Genomic DNA, 23,376 nt, shown 5'->3' on the forward strand with positions numbered 1-23,376 from the left:
GTTTCTTTGGTAGCGACTATTACATCTGGATATAGACGACAGCCCCATGCACCCCCTAAATTGGGGGGAAAGTGCCTTTTTGTGGGGCGAATGGCGTGAAGATTTCACACCCTCCCGGGCAGACTTGTTTCCGCGTTCGTGCGGGATAGGTCATGGCGCTTATTTAGCCACTGTTCTGCGTTTGCTTTTGTCGAGCGCGGCCAAGTTCCAGGAGTCGTTTTATGCAGCAATCCCGTCGTCGTTTCATTCAGAAGTCTCTCCTTTCCCTGCCCGCGCTGGGCTCACTGGCGGCTTGTGGCGGCGGAGGGGGCGCGGGTGCCAGCAGCGGCTCGACATCCCAGGTTGCGGGAAATCAGACGGCCCCCTTAACTGGCAGCCAAGGAACAGCGTCGAACTCGGTCACCCCTGCGGCCACCTCTACGCCGGTTACCGTGCCGCCGGGCACCGACCTGTCCAAAGGGCTCACCCAGTACGGCAAGTCACCCGTGCCTTACAGCGCTTTGGCGAAACCCGCGAAAGGGGCCACCGTCACCGATCCCGACTTCGGCGCCAAGATCATCCGCATCACCGATTGCGTGAATGATTTCAACAATCTGTGTGTCGCCCCGGCCTACCCCACGGCGATGGCCTGGAATTGCGATGAAACCCGCTTCATCCTTTACGTGCCCGGCTCGACGGCACAGGCCGGTGGGCAGCAGGGCTGGGCGATGTATGACGGCACGACCTACGCCTTCATCAAGTTCCTCGACATCAATCCGGGTGACGTGGAGCAGTTCTACTGGGATCACGCCGACCCGGCCACGCTGCGCTATATCGACAACCATTCGTCGGGCAGCACCAACCTGGCCGACCTCACGGCGATCAATGTCGAGACGGGAGTCAAGACCATCATCCACAGTTTTCTGCCCAACGGCTTGCCGCCGGGTTGCCCTTCTGGCACGCAAGGCGTGCGCTGCGGCTACCCGTTCGCTTTGGGCGTGAACGCGCAGGGGCAGCGCATCTGGGGTCTGGGCGCGTTTGGCTCCAACGTCCCCAATGTGTCCGGCGAGCTGGGCATGTGGGTGTTCGGCTTCAACGAGGCGACGGGGGCGTTCACGCTGTATGACCAGAGCATCGTGCCGCAACCGCAGGCGCGGGGATCGACGCCGTTCCCGTCGGTGTCAGGCAAGTTCTTCATCTGGAATGCTGCCGTGGGCTTGAACTCTCAGCCCACCACGCAAAGCGCCGTACTGGACGCCGCTACCGGCAAGTTGGTGCGCTGGGTGAACTTCGACACCAACGAGCACTGCGATACCGCGATGGATGCGAGCGGCAACGATCTGCTGGTCGGTTCGCAGTTCTCGCGCAACGACCCGGGCAACGGTAACGTGATCGTCTGCAACCTCAACACCGGAGCAGTCTCGAACTTCGTTGGTCAATCCAGCGGCTGGGGCTATCCGACCACAGGGTCCTTGAGCGGCTCGACCGCCTGGCAGAACCCGAACTGGGTGGTCACCGGCATGACGGGCAATATCTACGGCACGGGCAGCAATGGGGTGGCCTCGCCCGGCAGCAACGGCAACAGCGGGCCGACGGCCAATCCCTGCACCATCCTCGACCAGGAGCTGATGATCACCAACCTGACCAGCGGAGTCACCTGGCGCATTGCCCACCACCGCAGCACGGGCAACTACAGCAACGCCTCGCAGAGCAACTACTGGGCGCAGCCGAACGTGACCTTCAGCACCAGCGGTACACGCATTCTGTTCAACAGCGACTGGGGCGATGGCGATCCGAGCAACCCGTTGGTCAATCCCAACGCGCCGATCGACACCTACGTGCTCATTCTGCCGTCCTACGCCTGACCGCGCGCAAGGCTTGCGCGCGCAAGTCCGCAAGCCCAAAGCGCCTATCGCTTCTCCCCCTGTTCACTCCTTCGCAGCCGCACTAGCATGGCTTTGTCGGCATAAGGCCGACTGCCGTTCACAAGACGGCATGCGGGCCGTGCCCAGACATGGCGCCGCAATTGCCCGGCCAGCCTGATCGGCGGCCGATCGGTGACCCAACGGCGCGGCCTTTGAGCGGTGCGCGCCACACAAGGAGACAGGCGATGAACGCTCCCCTACCCGAGCACATCCGTCGTGCGCTGGCGACCATTTCGCTGGACGACAAATACACCCTAGATTCTGGCCGCGCCTTCATGAGCGGCATTCAGGCGCTGGTGCGTCTGCCCATGTTGCAGCGGCAGCGCGACGCCGCCGTCGGGCTCAACACCGCGGGCTTTGTCTCGGGCTATCGTGGCTCGCCACTGGGTGGCTACGACCAGGCGCTGTGGAAGGCCAAAAAAATCCTCGAGGCCAACCACGTGGTGTTCAAGCCCGGGGTCAACGAGGAACTGGCGGCCACCGCCGTCTGGGGTACGCAGCAGCTCGATCTGTTTCCCGATAAAAACAAATTCGACGGGGTGTTCGGCATCTGGTACGGCAAGGGCCCCGGCGTGGATCGCTGCTCGGATGTGTTCAAGCACGCCAACAGCGCGGGCACCGCGCGTCACGGCGGCGTGATCGCCGTGGCGGGCGATGACCATGTGGCCAAATCATCGACGCTGGCGCACCAGAGCGACCATATTTTCAAGGCTTGCGGGCTGCCGGTGTTCTTTCCCACCTCGGTGCAGGACATTCTCGATCTGGGCGTGCACGCCTTTGCCCTGAGCCGCTATGCCGGCGTCTGGTCGGGCATGAAGACCATCCAGGAAATCGTGGAGTCTTCCGCCACGGTCGATGTGGACGCCGACCGCGTGCGCATCCTGCTGCCCGAAGACTTTGCCCTGCCGCCAGACGGCGTGCACATCCGCATCCCCGACACGCCGCTGGCGCAGGAGGCACGGCTGATGGATGTGAAGTGGTATGCGGCGCTGGCCTATATCCGCGCCAATCGCTTGAACCACACCGTCATCGACAGCCCGCACGCGCGGCTGGGCATCATGGCCTCGGGCAAGGCCTATAACGATACCCGTCAAGCCCTGAACGATCTCGGGCTGGACGTCCACACCTGCGCGCAGCTCGGCATCCGTCTGCACAAGGTCGCCGTGGTCTGGCCGCTCGAGGCGCAGCTCACCCGCGAATTCGCCACCGGGCTGCAGGAAATTCTGGTGGTGGAGGAAAAGCGCCAGGTCATCGAGTATCAGCTCAAGGAAGAGCTCTACAACTGGCGCGAAGACGTGCGGCCCAACGTCATCGGCAAGTTTGACGAAATCGCGGGAGACCGCACCGGCGGCGAATGGAGCCAGCCCAATCCCGGCGGCAACTGGCTGTTGCCCGCCAAGGCCGATCTCAATCCGGCGATCATCGCCCGCGCCATCGCCGCGCGGCTGGAACGGCTGGGCATCCTGCGCGACGCCGGGGTGGATGTGCAGCGCCGCATCAGCGAACGGCTGGCGGTGATCGACGCACGCGAGCGCACCCTGCAGGCGCCGGGCGCCAGTGCCCAGCGCCCGCCCTGGTTCTGCTCGGGCTGCCCGCACAACACCTCTACCCGCGTGCCCGAAGGCTCGCGCGGCATGGCCGGTATCGGCTGCCACTACATGGTGGTGTGGATGGACCGTGCCACGCAGACCTTCAGCCAGATGGGCGGCGAGGGCGTGGCCTGGGTGGGCCAGGCGCCGTTCACCACCGACAAACACGTGTTCGTCAATCTGGGCGACGGCACCTATTACCACTCGGGGCTGCTCGCCATCCGCCAGGCCATCTCTGCCGGGGTGAATGCCACCTACAAGATTCTGTTCAACGATGCCGTGGCAATGACGGGCGGGCAGCCGGTGGAGGGCGGCCTGACCGTGCCGCAAATCAGCCGCGAGCTGGAGGCCGAAGGCGTGCGCCGCATCGTGGTGGTCACCGACGAACCGCAAAAGTACGACAACGCCGTCGGCTTGGCCAGCGGGGCGACGGTGCGCCACCGCGACGATCTCGATGCCATTCAGCGCGAGTTGCGCGAAGAGGCTGGCATCACCGTCATCATCTACGACCAGACCTGCGCCACTGAAAAGCGCCGCCGCCGCAAACGCGGGCTGATGGTCGATCCGGCGCGGCGCGTGGTCATCAATCCGCTGGTTTGCGAAGGCTGCGGCGACTGTTCCGATCAGAGCAACTGCCTGTCGGTCGAACCGCTGGAAACCGAATTCGGACGAAAGCGCAGCATCAACCAGAGCAGCTGCAACAAAGACTTTTCCTGCCTCAAGGGCTTCTGCCCCAGCTTCGTCACGGTGGAAGGCGGCACGCTACGCAAACCCAAGCCGCAGCCGGGAGCCGATCTGTCGTCCATGCCCGAACTGCCTCAGCCCGAGGTGCCCGACCCGGTGCGCGACGATGTGGCAGGCGGCGGCAGCTACGGCATCGTCGTCGCGGGTGTCGGCGGCACCGGCGTCATCACCATCGGCCAGTTGCTCGGCATGGCCGCGCATATCGAGGGCAAGGGCGTGGTCACGCAGGACGCCGCCGGGCTGGCGCAAAAAGGCGGCGCGACCTGGAGCCATGTGCTGATCGCGAATGACCCGCAGCAGATCGTCACTACCCGCGTCGGCACGGCCGAGGCCGAACTGATTCTCGGCTGCGACCCCATCGTCACTGCCGACCGTGAAACCCTGGCGCGCGTGCGCGAAGGCCGCACCTACATCGCGCTCGACACCCACAGCACGCCCACCGCCGCCTTCGTTCACAACCCCGATTGGCAGTTTCCCGACGCCGCCTGCCACAAGACCATTGAACAGGCCGCTGGCGCCGACCATGTGGCGGGGTTCGACTGCGTGCGCGCCGCCGAGAAGTTGCTGGGCGACGCCATTTACGCCAACCCCATGCTGCTGGGCTTCGCCTGGCAGAAGGGTTGGGTGCCGCTGGGCCATGCCGCGCTGATGCGCGCCATCGAGCTCAACGCGGTGCAGGTCGAGAAGAACAAGGCGGCGTTCGAGTGGGGCCGCCATGCGGCGCACGATCCGCAGGGCATCGCCGCGCTGAGTGCTGCAGAGCAAGTCATTCAACTGGTCAAGCGTCCCAGCCTGGACGAAATCATTCAGCGCCGGGTGGAGTTCCTCACCGGCTACCAGAACGCTGCCTACGCGCAGCAATTTGCTGCCTTTGTTTCGCAGGTGCGTGCGGCTGAAGCGCCGCTCAAGTCCACCGCGTTGACGGAGGCCGTGGCGCGCCATCTGTTCAAGCTCATGGCCTACAAGGACGAGTACGAAGTCGCCCGGCTGCAGTCCGACCCGGCGTTCGCCAAGCAGCTGCAACAGCAGTTCGAGGGCGATTTCAAGCGCCATTACTACCTCGCGCCGCCGCTGTGGAGCAAGCGCAATGCCAAGGGCGAGCTGATCAAGCGCGAGTTCGGCCCTTGGATGGGCGTGGCCTTCAGGCTGCTCGCGCCGCTCAAGGTGCTGCGCGGCACCGCGTTCGACCCCTTCGGCCATACGGCGGAACGCAAGCAGGAGCGCGCGCTGATCGGTCAATACCGCGAGACGATCGCCGAATTGCTGCGCGGCCTCGACGCCAACAGCCCGCCCGAGCGCCTGCAGCTCGCCACGCAGATCGCCCGTCTGCCCGACGGCATCCGCGGCTACGGCCACATCAAGCAGCGCCATCTGGCGCAAGTGCTGCCGCAGTGGGAGGCGCTGATGCGCAAGTGGCGGCAGGTGACGGCGGGCGTCTCGTCTCCAGACTCCCAGACCGTGCCTGAGACCGTGGCTTAATGTAGGTTCCGTCGTTCCGGGCGTGTGCGTCGAGGCGGCATAATTCGCGCCATTCGAGTGCCCCCGGGGTCGGCTTGCCGACCCGCCCCCCATGGGGGTCAAGGAAACTTGGGGCGGCCCGGCGTTTCCTTGAAGGGGAGGGGCATCATGCTCTGGAAAAATGGCAGACGCAGTGACAACGTCGAAGATCAGCGGGCTTACGGGCCTCGGCCCAGCGGGCGGGGCGGGCTTGTGGGCGGCGGCATTGGCACCATCGTGCTGGCGCTGGTGGCGCTGTATTTCGGGGTCGACCCGAGTGTGGTGCTCAATCAGGTGGCGCAGCAGCAGACGCAGCAATCCACCCAGCAAGCCCCTGCCGCGCTGACCGCCAAGGATCAGCAGGACAAGGAGTTTCTCTCCGTGGTGCTGGCCGATACAGAAGACACCTGGGGCGCGCTGTTCCAGCAGGCGGGGCGGCAGTATGTCGATCCCAAGCTGGTGCTGTTTTCCGGCGCGGTGCAGTCAGCCTGCGGCTATGCGCAGGCAGCCACCGGGCCGTTCTACTGCCCGGCGGACCAGAAGCTGTATCTCGATACCCAGTTTTTCCAGGAGTTGCAGCAGCGCCTTGGCGCGAAGGGCGACTTCGCCGAGGCGTATGTGATCGCGCATGAAGTCGGCCACCATGTGCAGAACCTGCTGGGCGTGGAGAGCAAGGTGCGCGACGCCATGCAGCGCAGCAGCCCCGCTCGCGCCAACGCGCTGCTGGTGCGGCTGGAGCTGCAGGCCGATTGCTACGCCGGGGTCTGGGCCTATCACGCGCAGAACGAGCGCAAGGTGCTGGAGCCGGGCGATGTGGAAGAGGCCATCAACGCGGCCGAGGCCGTGGGCGACGACCGACTGCAAAAGCAGGCGCAGGGCTATGTGGTGCCCGATTCGTTCACCCACGGCACCTCGGCGCAACGCGCGCACTGGTTCCAGACCGGCTTCGCCAGCGGGCGGCCGCAGGTCTGCGATACCTTCAACGCCTCTCAGCTCTGAGCCATGCCCGTAACCTGGATGACGGCCATCAGTGCCGCTTTGCCCTACATCGAATCGGTGGCGAAGCTTGCGTTGCCGGTGTTCAAGCAACGCAAGTCAGACAAAGAGGCGGCCGATACGCAGCAGAAGCAGATCGAGGAATTGCAGACGGCCGTGACCCACAACGCCGAACATGTGCGCGCGCTCGCACAGCAACTGCAAACCACGGTCACCGCGCTGGAGCAGGCTGGCCTGCAACTCGCCGAGGCGCAGCACAAACAGCAGCGCTGGGCCGCACTGGCGCTGGGCCTGGGTGCCGTGGCTTTGGTGCTGGCCCTCGCCGCGTTGCTGCGCTGAAGCGCCGCGGTTGGCTGCGGTCGGCAAAGAGTTTCTGTTTGCCATGCGGGTGGAATGCAGGGATCTGCACCCGGCCCTGCAGCAGGTCAACCCGTCCGCCGTCCGTCTGCTTGTCGCCGGGCGCGGGTTGCGACACCGTGTCGCACTCCTTTGGCCTGCATCAACCCTGAAGGCCGCCACGCCCCGTAACCTGATCGCAGATTGTTGCGCTGCAAACTCTTTTATCGCAGCGCTGAAAAGGAACGGGTATGAACAAGAAGATGGGGTGGCGTGTCATGCTGGCCGGGCTCCTGGCTGCGCAATGCGGTTTGGCGGTGGCGGCCCAATTTTCCGACCAGGAGGTGCAGCGTGGCGCGTATCTGGCCCGCGCGGGCGATTGTGTGGCCTGCCATACGGCGCCGGGCGGCAAGCCCTTTGTCGGCGGTCTGAAGATGGTCATGCCCATGGGCGCGATCTATTCCTCCAACATCACCCCGGACAAGACGCACGGCATCGGCAACTACAGCTTCGAACAGTTCGACCGCGCGGTGCGCCATGGTGTGGCGCCGGGCGGCAAATACCTCTACCCGGCCATGCCGTATCCGTCGTACGCGCGCGTCACGCCGCAGGACATGCACGCGCTGTATGCCTATTTCATGCAAGGCGTGGCGCCAAACCCCACGCCCAACCGCAAGCCCGACATGGTTTGGCCGATGACCATCCGCTGGCCGCTGGCGATCTGGAACTGGCTGTTCGTGCGCGACACGGTGTTCAAACCCGATCCCAAGCAGAGCGCGCAGTGGAACCGCGGCGCGTATCTGGTCGAAGGGTTGGGGCATTGCGGCGCCTGCCATACGCCGCGCGGGCTGTTCTTCCAGGAAAAAGCGCTGAGCGCCAACGGGCCGGGCGGCAGGCTCTACCTCACCGGCGGTACGGTGGAGCACTGGTATGCCAGCAATCTGCGCAGCGCCTGTCTGCAGAAAACCCTCAGCGCGCAGGACTTCGCGCTGTTGCTGCAAACGGGTAGCGCTCAGAATTACACCGTGGCGGGCGGCATGACCGAGGTCATCCATCACAGCACCCAGCATCTCTACCATGAGGATCTGCTCGCCATGGGCGTTTATCTCAAATCGTTGCCCTCAGAGACCAGCGCGCAGGTAGCGGGCACCAAGCCCGACCCCGCTGCGGTGCAGCGCGGCAAGGCGCTGTATAACCAGCATTGCGTGGCTTGCCATCAACCCAACGGCCAGGGCGTGCCCGCTGCCTTTCCCAGCCTGGTGGCCAATCCCTCTGTGCAGTGCATCAACCCGACCAACGCCATCCACGTCATTCTGGCCGGGGCGAGCACCGCGGTGACGGCATCAGCCCCCGCGCCGATGGTCATGCCGCCGTTCGGCGCGCAACTCGGCGATCAGCAGATCGCCGATCTGGTGACCTACATCCGCACCAGCTGGGGCAACGCTGCCGAGCCGGTCTCGGCCGAGCAGGTCAAGGAGTTGCGGCGCGCCATCGCCTCGCACTGATCGCAACGGGCCAGGGTCAGTCGCAGTGGCAGCGTGGCAGCGCTGCGACAATGCGCTGCATGGCCCGATCCGGCGCGCTGCAGCGCATTCTCACCCCGGGGGCGCTCACCGCCTTCGCCCCCATGTCCATCGACATGTACCTGCCGGGCTTCACCGCCCTGCAGCATGATCTGCACACCACGCCCGAGGCAGTACAGCGCACGCTGGTGGTGTTTTTTGTCGGATTGGCGCTGGGTCAGGCATTCTGGGGGCCGGTGTCCGACCGCTATGGCCGCAAGCGGCCGCTGCTCATCGGCATCGCGCTTTACGTTCTGGCCTCGCTGGGCTGCGCCATGGCGGCCTCGATGGATGCCTTGATGCTGTGGCGACTCTTGCAGGCACTGGGCGGCTGTGCGGGCATCGTGATTGCGCGCAGCATGGTGCGCGATCTTTACGCCCCGGTTGACGCGGCGCGGGTGTTCTCGCGGCTGACCCTGGTGCTGGGCGCTGCCCCCATTCTGGCGCCGCTGGCGGGTGCGGCCCTCGTGCAGGCTTGGGGCTGGCGGGCTATTTTTCTGGTGCTTTCAGCCTTCGGCGTGGCCTGCCTGCTAGCCGCGCTGGCGTTGCCGGAGTCGCTGGCGCCGGGGGCTCGCAGCAGCGCCCAGCAGCACCCGGTGCGCAATGCCTTGCGCACTTATTTCGATCTGTTGCGCGATCGGCGCTTCATCGGTTTTGCCCTCAGCGGGGCGCTGGGGCAGTCGGCCATGTTTGCCTATATCGCCGGAGCACCGTTCGTGTTCATGCAGGTATTCGGACTGAGTTCGGCGCAGTTCGCATGGGTGTTCGGCGCCAATGCCCTGGGCCTGATTGCGGCGTCGCAGATCAATCACGCGCTGCTGGCTCGCGTGGGAAGCGGCGTGCTGTTGCGCCGGGCCTTGCTCAGTCTGACGGTCTGGGCGAGCGTGATGTTGGCGCTTGCCGTGCTCGAGGTGGGCGGTTTATGGGGCGTGGTCATTCCCCTGTTCATCGCCCTGTCCAGCCTGGGTTTTTCGTTTCCCAACGCCACGGCGCTGGCGCTGGCGCATCAGACGGGCCGCGTGGGCAGCGCGGCGGCCCTGATGGGCAGCCTTCAGTTCACATTGGCGGCGGCCAGCGGCTCGGCCGTGGGCATGATCGCCGCCCACAGCGCCTTGCCGATGGCCGCCGCGTTCTGGGCGTTTGCGGGCTTGGCCTTGTGGGCGAATCAGCGCCTTGCGCCGCGTTGACGCAGGCCTTGTTCAGAGCGCGGCGATCGCCTGCTCCAGTTCGGCGAAGCTCTGCATCTGGCCGCTGGCCTGCAGTTCGATCCCCAGTTGCCGACCGATGCGCACCGCCGAGAAAATGCCGCGCACCACGGGTTTGCCGTCGGCTTCCAGCACCAGCGCATGCTGACGGCCGGAGTGACGCAGGGTGAGGACGATTTCGGCCACGGTAGAGCGCAGCACTTCGGCGTAATCGAGCACTTCTATGTGCTGCTGCGGCACCATGCATTGCGCCACGGTGACCGCGTCGCGCGGAATCTGGTTTTCGGTGGCGGCGCGTACCGGCTTTTCGCCCATCAGGTCGCGCGCGGTGATCAGGCCGACGACGTGCCGCGCGGAGTTGGTGACCAGCAGCAGACGCACCCCGGCGTGCATCATCTTTTGCAGCGCTTGGTTGGCGGGCGCGTCGGCTTCGGTGGTGAAGGCCGGGGTGTGGCGCAGGTCGGTCATCACATCGGTGGCCGGAGAGTCAGGGGTGACGCTGCCGGGGCGGCCGTGGTCGAACTCGATCACGGGCGTACCTGCGGGAAGGGGGTGATGATGCAGAGGGCGTTGAGTGGACATGAGGGTTCTCTCCCAGAAAAGGACCAGCGTTTGCTGCACTGCAATACGCTTTCGATGCACCCAATTTAGTCCGTGCTGCGCCAGGCTGTTGTATCGAAATGTCGAATCCGCCGCCGAATGCGACATATGCGCCATTTCATCCGCCAATGCGGGCGTTCAGAAATCGAGCGGGTCGACATCGACTGCCCAGCGCACCCGAGAGCGCAGGGCGGTGAGCTCGGCGCGCCACTGCGAAAGCAGGCTCTGCAACGCGCCGCGATGGCTGCCTTCGATCAGCATCTGCAGGCGGTGCACGTCGGCCATGCGGGCGAGCGTGGCGGGAATGGGGGGATAGACGGTCACGCCCAGCGCCTCGGCCAAGGGCGCGGCGAGTTGCTGCGCCTGTGCCAGAAACTCGACCACGGCGTCGATATTCCGGTGTTCCGCGCGCAGCAGGGCCTGATAGGAAAACGGCGGCATGCCGCCGCGCTCGCGCTCGATGAGCTCGGCCTGCGCGAAACCGGGATAGTCGTGCGCCACCAGCGCGCGGTACAGCGGATGTTCGGGGTGGGCGGTCTGCACCAGCATTTCGGGGGTGGAGGCGGGGGTATCGCCCTGGGGCGGCAAGGCGCGGCCCGCCCGCCCGGCCGCCTGCATGAGTTGGGCGAACAGACGCTCGGGGCCGCGCGGATCGTGGGTGAACAGCCCGGCATCGGGGTTGAGCGCGGCGACCAGGGTGACTTTCTGGAAGTCGTGGCCCTTGGTCACCATTTGCGTGCCTACCAGAATGTCCACTTCACCGGCGTGGACGCTGTCGAAACGGCTCGCCGCCGCGCCTTTGCGGCGCGTGCTGTCGGCGTCGATGCGGGCGATGCGGGCCTCGGGATATTTTTCGGCCAGTGCCTCTTCCACCCGCTGCGTGCCCTTGCCCACGGGCTGCAGATCGAGGCTGCCGCAGCCCGGACAGGCGCGCGGCACGGCGGCCTGGTAGCCGCAGTGGTGGCAGCGCAGGGTGCGGTCGGTGCGGTGAAACACCAGATGCGCGTCGCAGTGCGGGCAGTCCGACATCCAGCCGCAATCGGGGCAGCTCAACACCGGGGCATAGCCGCGGCGGTTGAGAAACAGCAGGCTTTGCTCGCCGCGCGCGAGCCGCTGACGCAGTGCGGCGTCGAGCGTCTGGCCGATCAGCGTGCCGCTGGCGCGCAGCGTGGCGTCGCGCCGGGTGTCGGCGATGCGCACGCTGGGCAGCACTCCGGTGGCGCGCTGTTTCAAAGTGAGCAACTGGTAGCGCCCGGTCTGCGCGGCCCGCCAGCTTTCCAGCGAGGGCGTGGCCGAGCCGAGAACGACGGCAATGCCGATTTGCTGCGCTCGCCATAGCGCCAGGTCGCGGGCGGAATAGCGCGCGCCTTCCTGCTGTTTGTAGGACGGGTCGTGCTCCTCGTCGACCACGATGAGTCGCAGCGTCGGCAGTGAAGCCAGCACCGCCAGCCGGGTGCCGAGCACGATGCGCGCCGCGCCGATGTGGGCCGCCAGCCAGTGTCGCAGCCGCTGCCCTTCCGACAGGCCGCTGTGCAAAACGGCGAGGTGCTCTGCGCCGAAGCGTTGCTCGAAACGGCCCACCAGTTGCGGCGTGAGATTGATTTCGGGCGTCAGCACCAGCACCTGCGCTTCGGGCTCGCGCTGCAACACCTGCGCCGCAGCGTGCAGATAAACCTCGGTCTTGCCACTGCCGGTCACGCCAAACAAGAGGAAGGGCGAAAAGCCCGAGCTGGCGGCGATGGCCTCCACCGCCTGCGCCTGCTCCGGGTGCAGCGTGGGGGCAGCGGCCGATGCGGCCGGGTTCGACGAGACGGGGGCGGCCGCGGTGGCCTCCACCCACCCCGAGCCCTCCCAGTCGGCCAGCACCTTGACGGCTTGCGGATGCAAGCGCCGCGCCTCGGTCAGACTGAGGTAAGGCAGCGTCGAGGCAGCAGGAGTCTCCCCCGCTGCGGCGACGCCGAGTGCGCGCGCCAGCCGCCAGAGCGCCACGCTGCGCGGCGCAATCTGGCCGGGTAAGGCCGACAGGCCCGCTGCGGTGCAGCGATAGCTCGTGTTCGAAGATCGAGGTGGCGCGGCCGTTCCCTCGCCGGGTTGGCGGTTGCGCAACTGGGCGGGCAAGGCCGCGCCGATGACTTCCCCTAGCGCGCGCTGGTAATACCGCGCGACGAACTGCATCAAGTCCAGCCAGGCGGGGGCCAGCGGGGCGAGGGCGGTGTGCGCTGCGGCAATGGGTCGCAGCGCGGCGAGACGGGCTGCGTCCGGCTGCGGTACCAGCGTCATCACCACCCCGCTGACGGTCTGGCGTCCCAGAGGAACGCGTACCAGCGTGCCCAGCGCCAGCGGCGCCTGAGCGCTGTAATCGAGTGGCGGCAGGCCCGGCGCGTCAACGGCAACCTGGAGAACGACGGACATGGGTAGTGCGCAGCGGGTTGAGGTCGGCGTTCGAAACGGGCGCTAAGTCGGCGTCAAATCAGGAGTTATTCTGGATCAAAACAGGGTGTGGATAACTCTGTGCATCAATACCATGCGCCAGGACGGCAGCCTTGTGGATAAGCCTGTGCAGAAAAATTTACCGAATTGTGAAATATCGAAAAAATCAAGATAAATCAACGAATTAAGCGTGAATATTTCAAGTCAAATCTGTGATCAACTTGCTGCGGTGCAAGCTGACCAAAAATGTGCATAAGCCGATTTGTCAAGCTTGACAAATCAGAATTTCCCTTGCAGCGCGGGGTATCGCCGGACAGCGACAGAGGGGCGCGCCGGGGAGCTGGCCGCGAGCCTGAACGCAGCCAGCTTCCCCCGTTCAGGTCGCGCTGCGGTGCAAGGCCCGGCTGTGGGTGTGCACCGCTTCGACCAGCACCGACACATGCTCGGGCGGGGTGAATTGCGAAATGCCGTGTCCGAGATTGAACACATGGCCTGCGCCGGCGCCGACCGGGCCGAAACTGTGCAGCAGCCGTTGCACTTCTTTTTCGATGGCGGCGGGCGGGGCGAACAGTACGTTGGGGTCGAGATTGCCTTGCAGCGCCACGCGCTGGCCCACGCGGGCGCGGGCCTGGGCGAGCGAAGTCGTCCAGTCGAGCCCGAGCGCGTCGGCGCCGGTGTCGGCCATGGCTTCGAGCCACTGGCCACCGCCCTTGGTGAACAGAATCACGGGAACGTCGGCCAGGGACGCCTTCTGTTTGAGCGCGGCGATGACCTGTTGGCTGTAGGCGAGTGAAAATTCTTGAAAAGCGCCGTCGGCCAGCACACCGCCCCAGCTGTCGAAAATCATCACAGCTTGCGCGCCGGCGTCGATCTGCGCGGCCAGATACTGCGCCACCGCCTCGGCGTTGACCGCGAGAATGCGGTGCATCAGATCGGGGCGGGAATACAGCATCGTCTTGACGGTGCGGTAGTCGTCGCTGCCGCCGCCTTCGACCATGTAGCAAGCCAGCGTCCAGGGGCTGCCGGAAAAACCGATCAGCGGCACGCGCTGGGTGCCGTTCTGCACCAGCGCGCGGCGGATTTCGCTGACGGCGTCGAACACGTAGCGCAGCTTGTCCATGTCGGGCACGGCGAGCGCGGCCACATCGGCCTCGGTGCGCAGCGGGCGATCGAATTTCGGGCCTTCGCCCGCCTCGAAGCGCAGGCCCAGACCCATGGCGTCAGGCACGGTGAGAATGTCGGAAAACAGAATGGCCGCGTCCAGCGCGTAACGGTCGATCGGCTGGAGCGTCACCTCGGTGGCGAAGTGCGGGTTCTGCGCCAGGCCGAGAAAACTCCCAGCGCGGGCGCGGGTGGCGTTGTATTCCGGCAGATAGCGCCCGGCCTGGCGCATGAGCCACAGCGGGGTGTAGTCGGTGGGCTGGCGGCGCAGGGCGCGCAGGAAGGTGTCGTTGGCAATGGGTGCGGTCATGGACGGTATTGTCGCAAACTGCAGGCGCAGCCCAGCGCGCGGTTTGCTCTGGATGTTTCAACCCGGATGCTCTGTGGGGACAAGGGATGACGGCGCGGGTGCGCCAGTAGCGTTAGTCATCAGGGTCGCCACAGGCCGGGGTGGATCATCCGGGTTCAATCCATGCCGAATTCCCTGCGTTTGAGATAAAGCTCGCCCAAGGTGCCGATGACTTGATTGGAAATGCGGGCGTACTCGCCTCCGCCTTGCAATTGCTGCAGCGCCTCTTGTCGTTGATTGGCCAAAGCCTGGCGGGCGACATCGGCGGCCACGCGATGAAATGCGGCGTGTTCTTCGAACAGCCGTGTGAACAAGCGCTGCGTGTCGGTACTCAGCGCCGGACGGCTTTCGCGAATGCGATAGAGCCACTTGCCCAGATCGCAGCGGTTGTCCAGCGCAATGGTGTCCGGGTCGAGCGTGGAGCAAGCGCCGCTGACACAATCGTGCAACCGCTTCTTCCACGCTTTGTGGGCGTTTGTCGCCGAAAAAAGTTCAGTTCCATACGGGCTGGGTTGACGATAGTTGGGCAGGTGGCCCAAATATAGTTTTCAGGATGAAACTTTACAATTCGGCGATGCGCCTTGGGCTGAGAGGCATCAAGATTCGGAAGGCGAGGGGCCAAGTTTCCACCCAAGCGATGCCTTTCAGCATCGCCCTGCGATAGGCTGCACCTCTTTATCAACCCGGGAGGAACTGTGCAACAAGAACCCAAACACGGACCCCGCTTCTGGTTGGGCAACGGCATTCTGGCGCTGGCCGCGGTGTTTCTGCTGTTCATCGACCAGGCGGCGCAATGGATGGGCACGGGAGCGGTCGCGCTCTGGATGGGGCTGGTCGCCGTCGGCGTCTATCTCATCGTCAAAGACGGGCGATGAGAGGCCGGGATGAGAGGCCCAGGAATTCAGCGAAAGAACAGCGCGCTCATCACCAGACCGATCAGCACGATGCTCCAGCGCATCACCTCGCGCGGAATGCGCCGGGCGACGCGTGCGCCCACATAGCCTCCCACCAGCACGGCGGGCAGCATGACCGCCACCCAGCGCCACTGCACGGTGCCAGCGGCGGCGTAGATGCCCACGGCGAACAGGGTGAGCACGGCGGAGATGGCGTTTTTCAGCGCGTTCATGCGGTTGAGATGGGTTTCGCCGATCAGGGTGAGCATCGCCAGCAGCAGCACGCCGAGGCCGCCGTTGAAGTAGCCGCCGTACACGCTGACCACGAACAGGCCGACCAGCGCTTGCAGACGCGGCGCATGCTGCTCGGGGTGGCGGCCGATGCGGCGCAACAAAGTCGGCCCGAAGGCGAACAAGGCGGTGGCGAACAACAGCAACCACGGCACCAGCGCCCGAAATGCGTGATTGCTCGTGGTGATCAACAGCCCGGCGCCGATGCCTCCGCCCACCAGGCAGGTCAGCATCAGCGCGGTCATGCCGACCGAGCGCGGCGGGCCGAGATCTTCGCGGAAGCCCCAGGTGCTGGCCAAGTAGCCGGGCAACAGGGCCGTGGTGCCGGTGGCGTTGGCGGCAACGGGCGGAATCCCGGCATAGATCAATGCGGGCAGGGTGAGGAAGCTGCCGCCCCCGGCCGCGGCGTTGAGCGCGGCGCCGAAAAAAGCGGCCAGCGCGACCAGCGCCAAAGTGAAACCGTCGTTGAACATGAGCTTGATGCGAAAAAGCGTCAAGCATACGCAGAACGCCAGCGCTGCGCCCGGCAGGCCTGCGGTTTGTCGTCCAATACCGCTTTCAATTGGTAACACGACCCCCTACTGCAATGGCAACCAGTCTGCTCGCTCTTTTAGATGACATCACCACCGTGCTGGATGACGTCGCGCTGCTCACCAAACTCTCGGCCAAAAAAACCGCGGGCGTGCTGGGCGACGATCTGGCGCTCAACGCCCAGCAGGTCACCGGGGTGCAGAGCAATCGCGAAATTCCCGTGGTGCTGGCCGTGGCCAAGGGCTCGCTGATCAACAAATCGATTCTTGTACCGCTGGCGCTGGCGATCAGCGCCTTTGCGCCCTGGGCGATCACCCCTTTGTTGATGGTGGGCGGGGCGTATCTGTGCTTCGAGGGCGCGGAAAAGCTGGCGCACAAGTTCTTCCACAGACCATCAGAAGAAGAAGCCCATCACGAGGATTTGACCCAGGCGCTGACCCATCCGGAGGTCGATCTGCTGGCGCTGGAGCGCGACAAGGTGAAGGGCGCGGTGCGCACCGACTTCGTGCTTTCCGCCGAAATCATCGCCATCACGCTCGGTGCGGTGGCTGGTGCGAGCTTCACCACGCAGGTCGCCGTGCTGGTCGGTATTTCGGTGCTGATGACCGTGGGCGTTTATGGCCTGGTTGCGGGCATTGTGAAGCTGGACGACGCCGGGCTCTACCTGAGCCGTCAGGCGTCTGCCGCGGCGCAGGCGCTGGGGCGTGGCCTATTGGCTGCGGCACCCTGGCTGATGAAAGGGCTGAGCGTAGTGGGTACTGCCGCGATGTTTCTGGTGGGCGGCGGCATCATCCGCCACGGCTGGCCCTGGCTGCATCACGCCAGCGAGGCCGTGGTGCATCAGTCGGGTGCGGCGCTGGGCTGGCTGAGCCCGCTGTTGTTCGATGCCGCGGTGGGCATCGCCACCGGCATCGGGGTGCTTGGCGTGTGGACGCTCGGGCAGAAACTTCGGGGGCGCGGCGCGGCGGCACATTGAGCCGCGCCGGTGCGCATACCGACAAAGTATTTATGCAGCCAGTTGTGCAGCGATCTGGTCCTTGAGCTGCAAACGCTCTTTTTTCAGCGTTTCCAGGTGCAGGTCATCGGCGGCGTGCACGCCTTCTTCAATCTGCACCACTTCCTTGTTGAGTTCTTCGTAGCGTTGGGCCAGCTTTTGGAAGTGGGCGTTGTCCGCTTTCAGCGCGTGGATCTTGTCGGCCTGGGCGGGAAATTCGTGGGTCAGATCGTGCGGGTCTAGTGTCATGGGGACGTCCTCCTGTGTTGTTGAGCAAGGCTCAACCATAGGACGGTTCGCGCGGACGTGCCACCGCTGCGCGCAAGCTGCCCGTTGCAGGGCCGTTCAGGGATTGACCGGCAGCAACGCCCACATGCGCCCGGGCCACTGCATGCGCCCGGCGAGTTCGCCGGCCGCATCGCCGGTGCCTGTGAACAAGTCGGCGCGCACAGTGCCCGTGATGGCCGAGCCCACATCCTGCGCGAACACCAGCCGGTCGAGCGGCTGCGGCGCGGGCGCGCGGCTGTCGTAAGGCTGCGCGGTGGACAACCACACCGGCAGGCCCAGCGCGATGGCGCGCTTGTCCACCGCGATGCTGCGCATGGCCGTGAGGGGCACGCCCAGGGCGCCGATGGGGCCGCGTTGCGGGTCGGTGTCGAGCGCGGCGTTGAAGAACACCACGCGCGGGTTGGCGGCCAGCATTTCGGGCACTTCAGCAGGATGCATCTGCGCCCAGGCGCGGATGATGGACATGGTGATCGTGCCGTTCACCCGCCCGGTGTCGAGCAGCCAGCGGCCAACCGATTTGTAGGGCCAGCCGTTGGTGCCGGCGTAGCTCAGCCGCAAGGTCTGGCCGCTGGGCAGACGCACGAGGCCGGAGCCTTGTACCTGCAGGAACAGGGCGTCCACCGCGCTGTCGAGCCAGACCACGGTGTGACGATCCAGCGCGGCCTGTAAGGCGGGGTCGGACTGAATCTGCGCCCGGCTCCAGTAGGGCAGCACGCGCTGCTGCCCGTCCACCCAAGCCACCCGGCCGCCGCTGACACCATCGGCGCCCGGCGCGCGCGGCACGAGGTCGGCGGGCAGCCCCCAGACGGGCACCACATAAGGCCAGATGCGGGTGAGCGAGCCGTGCAGCACCGGCTCGTAGTAGCCGGTGATCAAGCCTTTGTCCTCTTGGTCCGGTTTGCCCGAAGCGGTGATTTGCCAAGGCGCGAACTCGGCCTCGATGAACGCCCGCTGCGACTGCGGATCGTCCGCCGGCACGGACGCCGCGCGTCGGCACACCGCCGCCAGCGCGCTGGGAAGGCGTGCGCCGCAGTCGCGCCGGAAGGCCTGCCAGACGCCGCTGAAATCGTCTTGCGGCCAGCCGGGTAAATCGGCCCACTGCGCGGGTTGCAGCCGCACGCTGGGGCCGGTGAGCGCGGCGGCAGTACCCGGCGGGGTTGCAGGCCAAGGCGCCGTCGGCGCCGTAGTGGGCGGCAGGGTCGTGGGCGAAGAAGTCGGCGGCGCGGGCGGCGTGGCGCAGGACGCCAGCACCAGCCCCAGCAGGCTGAGCAGGGCGGTGCGGACCCGGCCCATCAACCCCGGTCGGTACGATAACAACGTCATGCTCAGCCGTGTGCGCTGGCCGCAGCGTGTCGCGGCGGCAGAATGAACGTCCAGGGCCTGCGCCACAGCCGACGGGCAATGCTGGTGTAGATGGCGCGGCGCTCTTTCACTTGAATACCCCGGGCGCGCAAGGCCAGACGGTAGGCCAGATAGAAACTCACGCCGACGTTGAGCACGCCGTTGACGGCAATGCCCGCCAGCGCCCACCAGAACGCCGGATCGTTCACGACCGCGGGCCCCAGGCTGGCGCACGCCGCGCCAAACAGGCCCGATGACAGGGTGACGTGCCGCACTTGCAGGTCGAGGCCGAAAATGCGGAAAAACTCCGGCGTCAATCCGAGCAGCAGGCCGAGCGACACATTGCCGGACATCACGCCGATATTGCGACGCCACCAGGCGGCCCAGCGCGCTGCGCGCAGCGCGCCCAGGCGACGCCGGATGCGCGGATTCCAGGCGATGGCGCTGTCGATCCGGTGCAGCACGAAGGCGTTTTCCGCCCAGCCTGCCATCACACTGGAGAGGAACAGCAGCACCCCGGTAAACGCGGCAAACAGCGGTGTGGGGCCCAGCAGCGACAACGATTGCAGCTCGTGCTCCGCCTTGGGCACGGGCAGAAACTGCGGCCCGAAGACGGCCAGCCCACCCAGGCCAAGCAGCAGCGCCACCGGCATGACCAGCAGCACGTTGCCGAACACCCCGGCCGACTGAGAGCGCGTGAGGTTGGCGACTTCGTCAACGAATCGCTCCACCCCACCGGGTTTGGACAGCTCGCCGAGCTTGTCGGCCATGGCCGGTGCGGTCATCGCCGGTTGTTTGGTGGCGATGGTCCAGTGCAGCAATTGCACGATGACAAAGCTCACCGCGTAGTTCAGCCCGGCGAGCAGGCCGGTCCAGAACAGCGCGGTTTTCAGGCCGAGAATGCCGATCTTGATCCAGGTGGTGAACCCCATGATCAGCCCGCCGCCCATCGCCGCGCCGAGCATGGCGCGGTATTCGCTGCGGTCGCGGGTGATGTAGTGCTCACCCGTCTCGGCGTGGCGTTCGGCCATTTTTTCCGCCAGCAGCGCGGTGTTGTGCCGCCACAGGGCGCGCAGGCTGCGGCGTTGGGCGTTCAGGCGTACGAAATTGGCGAACAGGTGGGCAGTGTCGCGCGCCGGGGTGTCGCCCACCAGGCAATTGAGCAGCGCCTCGGCGCGGTCGATGCGCTGATGCAGCTGGTGCAGCACATAAACCAAGCTCACCGAAGTGCCGTAGTCTTCCAGATGCGCCGTGACCGAATCGGCCTGCTGGCGACAGGCTTCCAACCCGGCGCGAAACAGGGTGAGCGACTGCCGCAGCGCCTCTTCGTCGCCGGGGGGCTGCTGCGCCAACAGCGTCTGTACCGTTTCATACTGCGCGGCCAGCTGCTTGAACGGGGCTTCGACTTCGCCCGCCAGTGGGCCGCTGTTGTGCATACGCGAGCGCAGATCGGGCGAGAAGCCGGTGGCGCGGATCTGGCTGACGGTATAGGTCAGCGCATCGAGCAGGGCGGTGCGCCAGAGCTGCGCGCTGGCGGTTTTTTCGGTTTCGATCTCGCGCGTGGCCAGCAATTCGCGCAGACGCGCGAGGGTGTCGGCATCGAGTGCTTCGAGCCAGACGGCGTCGTGCGCCTGCGGAAAAAACAGGGCGAACAGCACGGCGAGATCGCGCGTCTCGGGCGATTTGGGCAGCCATTTGTTGCCCAGCCGCTCGCTGAATTCGCTGAAAAACGAAGGCCGCTGGCTGAAGCCGAAATCGGCCAGCAGCAAAGTGGCATCGGTGTTGCGCAGCAGGCCGTTGATCACGGCGGCGATTTCGGCGCGGCGCTCGGGCAGGTGGTCGAGCACATCCAGCAGGGTTTGCAGTCGGCGGATTTCGGCGGGCGCCGCAGTGTCTTCTCCGTCTTGCGCAGCGAGAGTCGGCGGGAGGTTCAAACCCTCGCGCAGGAGATCGGCGTCGGGGCCGCGTCGCAGCCAGTCCAGCAGGTCGATGATCCAGAGCGCTTGCTCCACGGGCTGCGCCTGTGCGCTGGCCGCGTTGAGCAGCGAATGCACCTCCGTCGCCGCACGCGCCGCCGCCTTGCGCGCCCGGTGCTTGGCAAAAAACATCAGTGCAGACTCCGCGGCTGAACCAGCGCGAATTCGGGAATGTGCGCCTCGAAGCGCTCGCCATCTTCCGCGACACAGAAATAACTGCCGCGCATGCTGCCCATCGGCGTGCTCAGTTGCGACCAGCTGGTGTATTCGAACGCTTCGCCGGGCTTGAGAAAAGGCTGCTGCCCCACCACGCCCAGACCGCGCACTTCCTCCACCTTGCCCGCACCGTCGGTAATGATCCAGTGGCGGGAAATGAGCTGCGCGGCCACGCGCCCGGTGTTGATCACGGTGACGGTGTAGCTGTAGGCATAAACGCCTTGCTCCGCATCCGACTGCTCGGGCAGGTATTGCGGAATCACCGAAACGGAAAATTGATAGGTCGACATGCGCCCGATTCTAGGAGTTAGCAGTGGAGTGCGCGCTTGAGATGGCTTGACATTCAGGGAATTGCGCCGCGTCAGGTAGTTGGGTTCAAATCCCTACAGAATCAGTTGGGCATCCCTCTAAAATGAACGCCATGAAAACCTACCGCATCGCTCCCAGCATTCTCTCGGCCGACTTTGCCCGCCTGGGCGAGGAGGTGCGCAACGTCATCGACGCTGGCGCTGATTTCATTCATTTCGACGTGATGGACAACCATTACGTGCCCAACCTCACCATCGGCCCGCTGGTGGCCGAGGCCATCAAGCCCTACTGCAAGAAAGCCGACGGTACCCCCATCACGCTCGATGTGCACCTGATGGTCGAGCCGGTCGATGCCATCGCCCAGTCCTTCGTCAAGGCGGGCGCCGACATCGTCAGCTTCCACCCCGAAGCCAGCAAGCACGTCGATCGCACCCTGCAGATGATCCGCGACGGCGGCGCCAAGGCCGGGCTGGTGTTCAACCCCGCCACGCCGCTTTCCGTGCTCGACTACGTCATGGACAAGGTCGATCTGGTGCTGCTGATGAGCGTCAACCCCGGCTTTGGCGGTCAGAGTTTCATCGAGAGCAGCCTGCCCAAGGCCAAACAGGTGCGTGCCAAGCTCGACGCCTACAAGGCACAGACGGGCCGCGACATCCTGCTGGAAATCGACGGCGGCATCAAGCCCGACAACATCGCCGCGGCCGCTGCGGCCGGGGTGGACACTTTCGTGGCTGGCAGCGCCATTTTCGGCAAGCCCGACTACAAGGCCGTGATCGACGCCATGCGCGCCAACCTCGCGGCGGTGGCCTGATGGACGCCCGCACCGTTGCAACGCCAGTCCTGACCCTGGTCGGCCACGCCGTGCAGGCCGCCATCATCGATCTCGACGGCACCATGATCGACACCCTGGGCGACTTTCATGCGGCGCTTTCGCGGTTGATGGACGAACTCGGCCTGCCCGCGGTCAGCCGAGAGCAGGTCGAGCATCGCATCGGCAAAGGTTCCGAATATTTGGTGCTGCAGACCCTGCGCATTCACCTCCGCGACGATCAGGCCCAAGACCTGTACCCGCGCGGCATCGAAACCTATCAGCGTATTTACGGCACCATCAACGGCCAGTATTCCAACCCGTTTCCCGGCGTGCCCGAAGGGCTGGCGTCCTTGAAGGCTGCGGGCTTGCGGCTGGCCTGCATCACCAACAAGCCCACACGCTACGCGCGCGAACTGCTCGACCTCAAAGGGCTGCTGCAGCACTTTGAAGTGGTCAACGGCGGCGACGCCTTCCCGCGCAAGAAGCCCGACCCCATGCCCTTGGTCGAAACCTGCAAGCAGATCGGCCTGCCCACCGCGGTGGTGCTGATGATCGGCGATTCGCAGAACGATGCCCTGGCCGCCCGTGCCGCCGGTTGCCCGGTGGCTCTGGTCACCTACGGCTACAACCACGGCGAGCCCGTGCGTGCGGTGGACGCAGATGGCTTTGCCGACCGCATCGGCGATCTGCTGCCCGCCTGAATAATTCAGCACGCAGCAATAAAAAAGCCGCTCCGGACAGGAGCGGCTTTTTTGTGGGCAGAGCCCACACGATCAGCCGTTGATGTTCTGCTTTTGAATCGAGGTGTTGGACAGCACGCCAGCGGGCAGCATGCGCAGCATGGCCTGATACAGCTCGGCGTTGCCGGTGCCCGGAATGATGTGCGAGCCCGGACCCATCAGCACGATGCCGTTGGAGGGTTCGAACAGCAGTTCAACCGTTTGACCCTTGGCGATCTGCTTCACGCTGGCCAGTTGTTTACTGAAGGCGTCCATCGCCGGCTTGAACGAGGCGTACTGCGCGGCGGACACGCCCTTTTTCACCCCAGCATCCAGCGCCTTGGCCAAAGCGTCGGCCGACATATTGGAAATGGCGGTGAGGCGAATCGATTTGGCCCCGGGCATGGTCATGATGTTGCTGACCGACGTGGTGTTTTGCGGCAGGTAAACCGCCGCAGCCATCTTGCCGCCCATATCGACCACGCCAGCGCCGTTGATCAGCAGGGGCACGCCGTTGGCCGGGGCGGTTTGCATCACAGGAACGCCGCCCACTTTGACGGCGGCATTGGCGCTTACGGCGCCGAACGTCGCGGCCAGCGCGATGGCGGTTGCGGTCAGAACTGTTTTCATGGGC

Annotated in this window: 20 protein-coding genes; 10 read left to right on the top strand and 10 right to left on the bottom strand. The window is 65.4% G+C overall.

What is annotated here, in order from left to right; genetic code table 11:
• Nucleotides 1-221: 221 nt before the first annotated feature.
• The 6 genes from ABT24_RS05640 to ABT24_RS05665 all read left to right on the top strand — a co-directional run bounded on the left by ABT24_RS05640 (nucleotide 222) and on the right by ABT24_RS05665 (nucleotide 9,815).
• Entirely contained in the window at nucleotides 222-1,844 is a 1,623-nt protein-coding gene (locus tag ABT24_RS05640) for a hypothetical protein (RefSeq protein WP_276732006.1), read from the top strand.
• A gap of 245 nt (nucleotides 1,845-2,089) precedes the next feature.
• The gene (locus tag ABT24_RS05645) at nucleotides 2,090-5,716 is read left to right on the top strand and encodes an indolepyruvate ferredoxin oxidoreductase family protein (protein ID WP_276732009.1); all 3,627 of its coding nucleotides are present in this window, start codon (nucleotides 2,090-2,092) and stop codon (nucleotides 5,714-5,716) included.
• A 147-nt stretch (nucleotides 5,717-5,863) separates the two neighbouring features.
• Nucleotides 5,864-6,733, top strand: coding sequence for a KPN_02809 family neutral zinc metallopeptidase (gene ypfJ / locus ABT24_RS05650; protein WP_276732011.1), 870 nt, complete (start codon nucleotides 5,864-5,866; stop codon nucleotides 6,731-6,733).
• Nucleotides 6,734-6,736: 3 nt separating this feature from the next.
• Nucleotides 6,737-7,069, top strand: coding sequence for a chemotaxis protein (locus ABT24_RS05655; protein WP_276732013.1), 333 nt, complete (start codon nucleotides 6,737-6,739; stop codon nucleotides 7,067-7,069).
• 248 nt (nucleotides 7,070-7,317) lie between these two features.
• On the top strand, nucleotides 7,318-8,571 hold the full coding sequence (locus ABT24_RS05660; RefSeq protein WP_276732016.1) for a c-type cytochrome: 1,254 nt from the start codon (nucleotides 7,318-7,320) through the stop codon (nucleotides 8,569-8,571).
• Nucleotides 8,572-8,630: 59 nt separating this feature from the next.
• Entirely contained in the window at nucleotides 8,631-9,815 is a 1,185-nt protein-coding gene (locus ABT24_RS05665; protein ID WP_276732020.1) for a multidrug effflux MFS transporter, read from the top strand.
• Nucleotides 9,816-9,827: 12 nt separating this feature from the next.
• On the opposite strand, the gene ABT24_RS05670 is transcribed toward ABT24_RS05665, so the two are convergent.
• The 4 genes from ABT24_RS05670 to ABT24_RS05685 form a co-directional block, all read right to left on the bottom strand.
• Nucleotides 9,828-10,415, bottom strand: a complete 588-nt coding sequence (locus ABT24_RS05670) for a CBS domain-containing protein (RefSeq protein ID WP_013107531.1) — start codon at nucleotides 10,413-10,415, stop codon at nucleotides 9,828-9,830.
• A 156-nt stretch (nucleotides 10,416-10,571) separates the two neighbouring features.
• Nucleotides 10,572-12,845, bottom strand: a complete 2,274-nt coding sequence (locus ABT24_RS05675; RefSeq protein WP_276732022.1) for a primosomal protein N' — start codon at nucleotides 12,843-12,845, stop codon at nucleotides 10,572-10,574.
• A gap of 394 nt (nucleotides 12,846-13,239) precedes the next feature.
• A complete protein-coding gene (gene hemE, locus ABT24_RS05680) occupies nucleotides 13,240-14,334 on the bottom strand; it encodes a uroporphyrinogen decarboxylase (protein WP_276732024.1) in 1,095 nt (364 codons plus the stop codon).
• A gap of 155 nt (nucleotides 14,335-14,489) precedes the next feature.
• The gene (locus tag ABT24_RS05685) at nucleotides 14,490-14,822 is read right to left on the bottom strand and encodes a CZB domain-containing protein (RefSeq protein ID WP_423837856.1); all 333 of its coding nucleotides are present in this window, start codon (nucleotides 14,820-14,822) and stop codon (nucleotides 14,490-14,492) included.
• A gap of 246 nt (nucleotides 14,823-15,068) precedes the next feature.
• Between ABT24_RS05685 and ABT24_RS05690 the strand changes: the two genes are divergently transcribed.
• A complete protein-coding gene (locus tag ABT24_RS05690) occupies nucleotides 15,069-15,248 on the top strand; it encodes a hypothetical protein (RefSeq protein ID WP_013107527.1) in 180 nt (59 codons plus the stop codon).
• Between the two features lie 26 nt (nucleotides 15,249-15,274).
• Here ABT24_RS05690 and ABT24_RS05695 read toward each other — a convergent pair whose 3' ends face one another.
• Nucleotides 15,275-16,030 (bottom strand): sulfite exporter TauE/SafE family protein, encoded by a 756-nt coding sequence (locus ABT24_RS05695; RefSeq protein ID WP_013124533.1) that lies wholly within the window; start codon nucleotides 16,028-16,030, stop codon nucleotides 15,275-15,277.
• A 113-nt stretch (nucleotides 16,031-16,143) separates the two neighbouring features.
• Here ABT24_RS05695 and ABT24_RS05700 point away from each other — a divergent pair, with 113 nt between their 5' ends.
• Nucleotides 16,144-17,064 (top strand): DUF808 domain-containing protein, encoded by a 921-nt coding sequence (locus ABT24_RS05700; RefSeq protein WP_276732029.1) that lies wholly within the window; start codon nucleotides 16,144-16,146, stop codon nucleotides 17,062-17,064.
• A gap of 30 nt (nucleotides 17,065-17,094) precedes the next feature.
• Here ABT24_RS05700 and ABT24_RS05705 read toward each other — a convergent pair whose 3' ends face one another.
• From ABT24_RS05705 to apaG, 4 genes are all read right to left on the bottom strand, one after another.
• The gene (locus ABT24_RS05705; protein ID WP_013124531.1) at nucleotides 17,095-17,331 is read right to left on the bottom strand and encodes an HP1242/YdcH family protein; all 237 of its coding nucleotides are present in this window, start codon (nucleotides 17,329-17,331) and stop codon (nucleotides 17,095-17,097) included.
• A 96-nt stretch (nucleotides 17,332-17,427) separates the two neighbouring features.
• Nucleotides 17,428-18,693, bottom strand: a complete 1,266-nt coding sequence (gene mltA, locus ABT24_RS05710) for a murein transglycosylase A (RefSeq protein WP_286737477.1) — start codon at nucleotides 18,691-18,693, stop codon at nucleotides 17,428-17,430.
• A 2-nt stretch (nucleotides 18,694-18,695) separates the two neighbouring features.
• Nucleotides 18,696-20,819, bottom strand: a complete 2,124-nt coding sequence (gene tlpB, locus ABT24_RS05715; protein WP_276732032.1) for a transporter-like protein TlpB — start codon at nucleotides 20,817-20,819, stop codon at nucleotides 18,696-18,698.
• The gene (apaG, locus tag ABT24_RS05720) at nucleotides 20,819-21,193 is read right to left on the bottom strand and encodes a Co2+/Mg2+ efflux facilitator ApaG/CorD (protein ID WP_013124528.1); all 375 of its coding nucleotides are present in this window, start codon (nucleotides 21,191-21,193) and stop codon (nucleotides 20,819-20,821) included. The genes tlpB and apaG overlap by 1 nt, the downstream gene beginning before the upstream one ends.
• A 131-nt stretch (nucleotides 21,194-21,324) precedes the next feature.
• On the opposite strand from apaG, the gene rpe reads away from it, so the two are divergent.
• Together rpe and gph are read left to right on the top strand one after the other, a co-directional pair.
• Entirely contained in the window at nucleotides 21,325-22,023 is a 699-nt protein-coding gene (gene rpe, locus ABT24_RS05725) for a ribulose-phosphate 3-epimerase (RefSeq protein WP_013107520.1), read from the top strand.
• Nucleotides 22,023-22,724 carry a phosphoglycolate phosphatase gene (gene gph, locus ABT24_RS05730; RefSeq protein ID WP_276732035.1) on the top strand — a complete coding sequence of 234 codons (702 nt, stop codon included), beginning with the start codon at nucleotides 22,023-22,025 and terminating at the stop codon, nucleotides 22,722-22,724. Before rpe ends, gph begins: the two co-directional genes overlap by 1 nt.
• Before the next feature lie 72 nt (nucleotides 22,725-22,796).
• Here gph and ABT24_RS05735 read toward each other — a convergent pair whose 3' ends face one another.
• On the bottom strand, nucleotides 22,797-23,372 hold the full coding sequence (locus tag ABT24_RS05735; protein WP_013107518.1) for a chalcone isomerase family protein: 576 nt from the start codon (nucleotides 23,370-23,372) through the stop codon (nucleotides 22,797-22,799).
• Between the last annotated feature and the right edge of the window lie 4 nt (nucleotides 23,373-23,376).

It is taken from the genome of Thiomonas sp. SCN 64-16, assembly GCF_001725585.1.
Classification (GTDB): Bacteria; Pseudomonadota; Gammaproteobacteria; order Burkholderiales; family Burkholderiaceae_C; genus Thiomonas; species Thiomonas arsenitoxydans.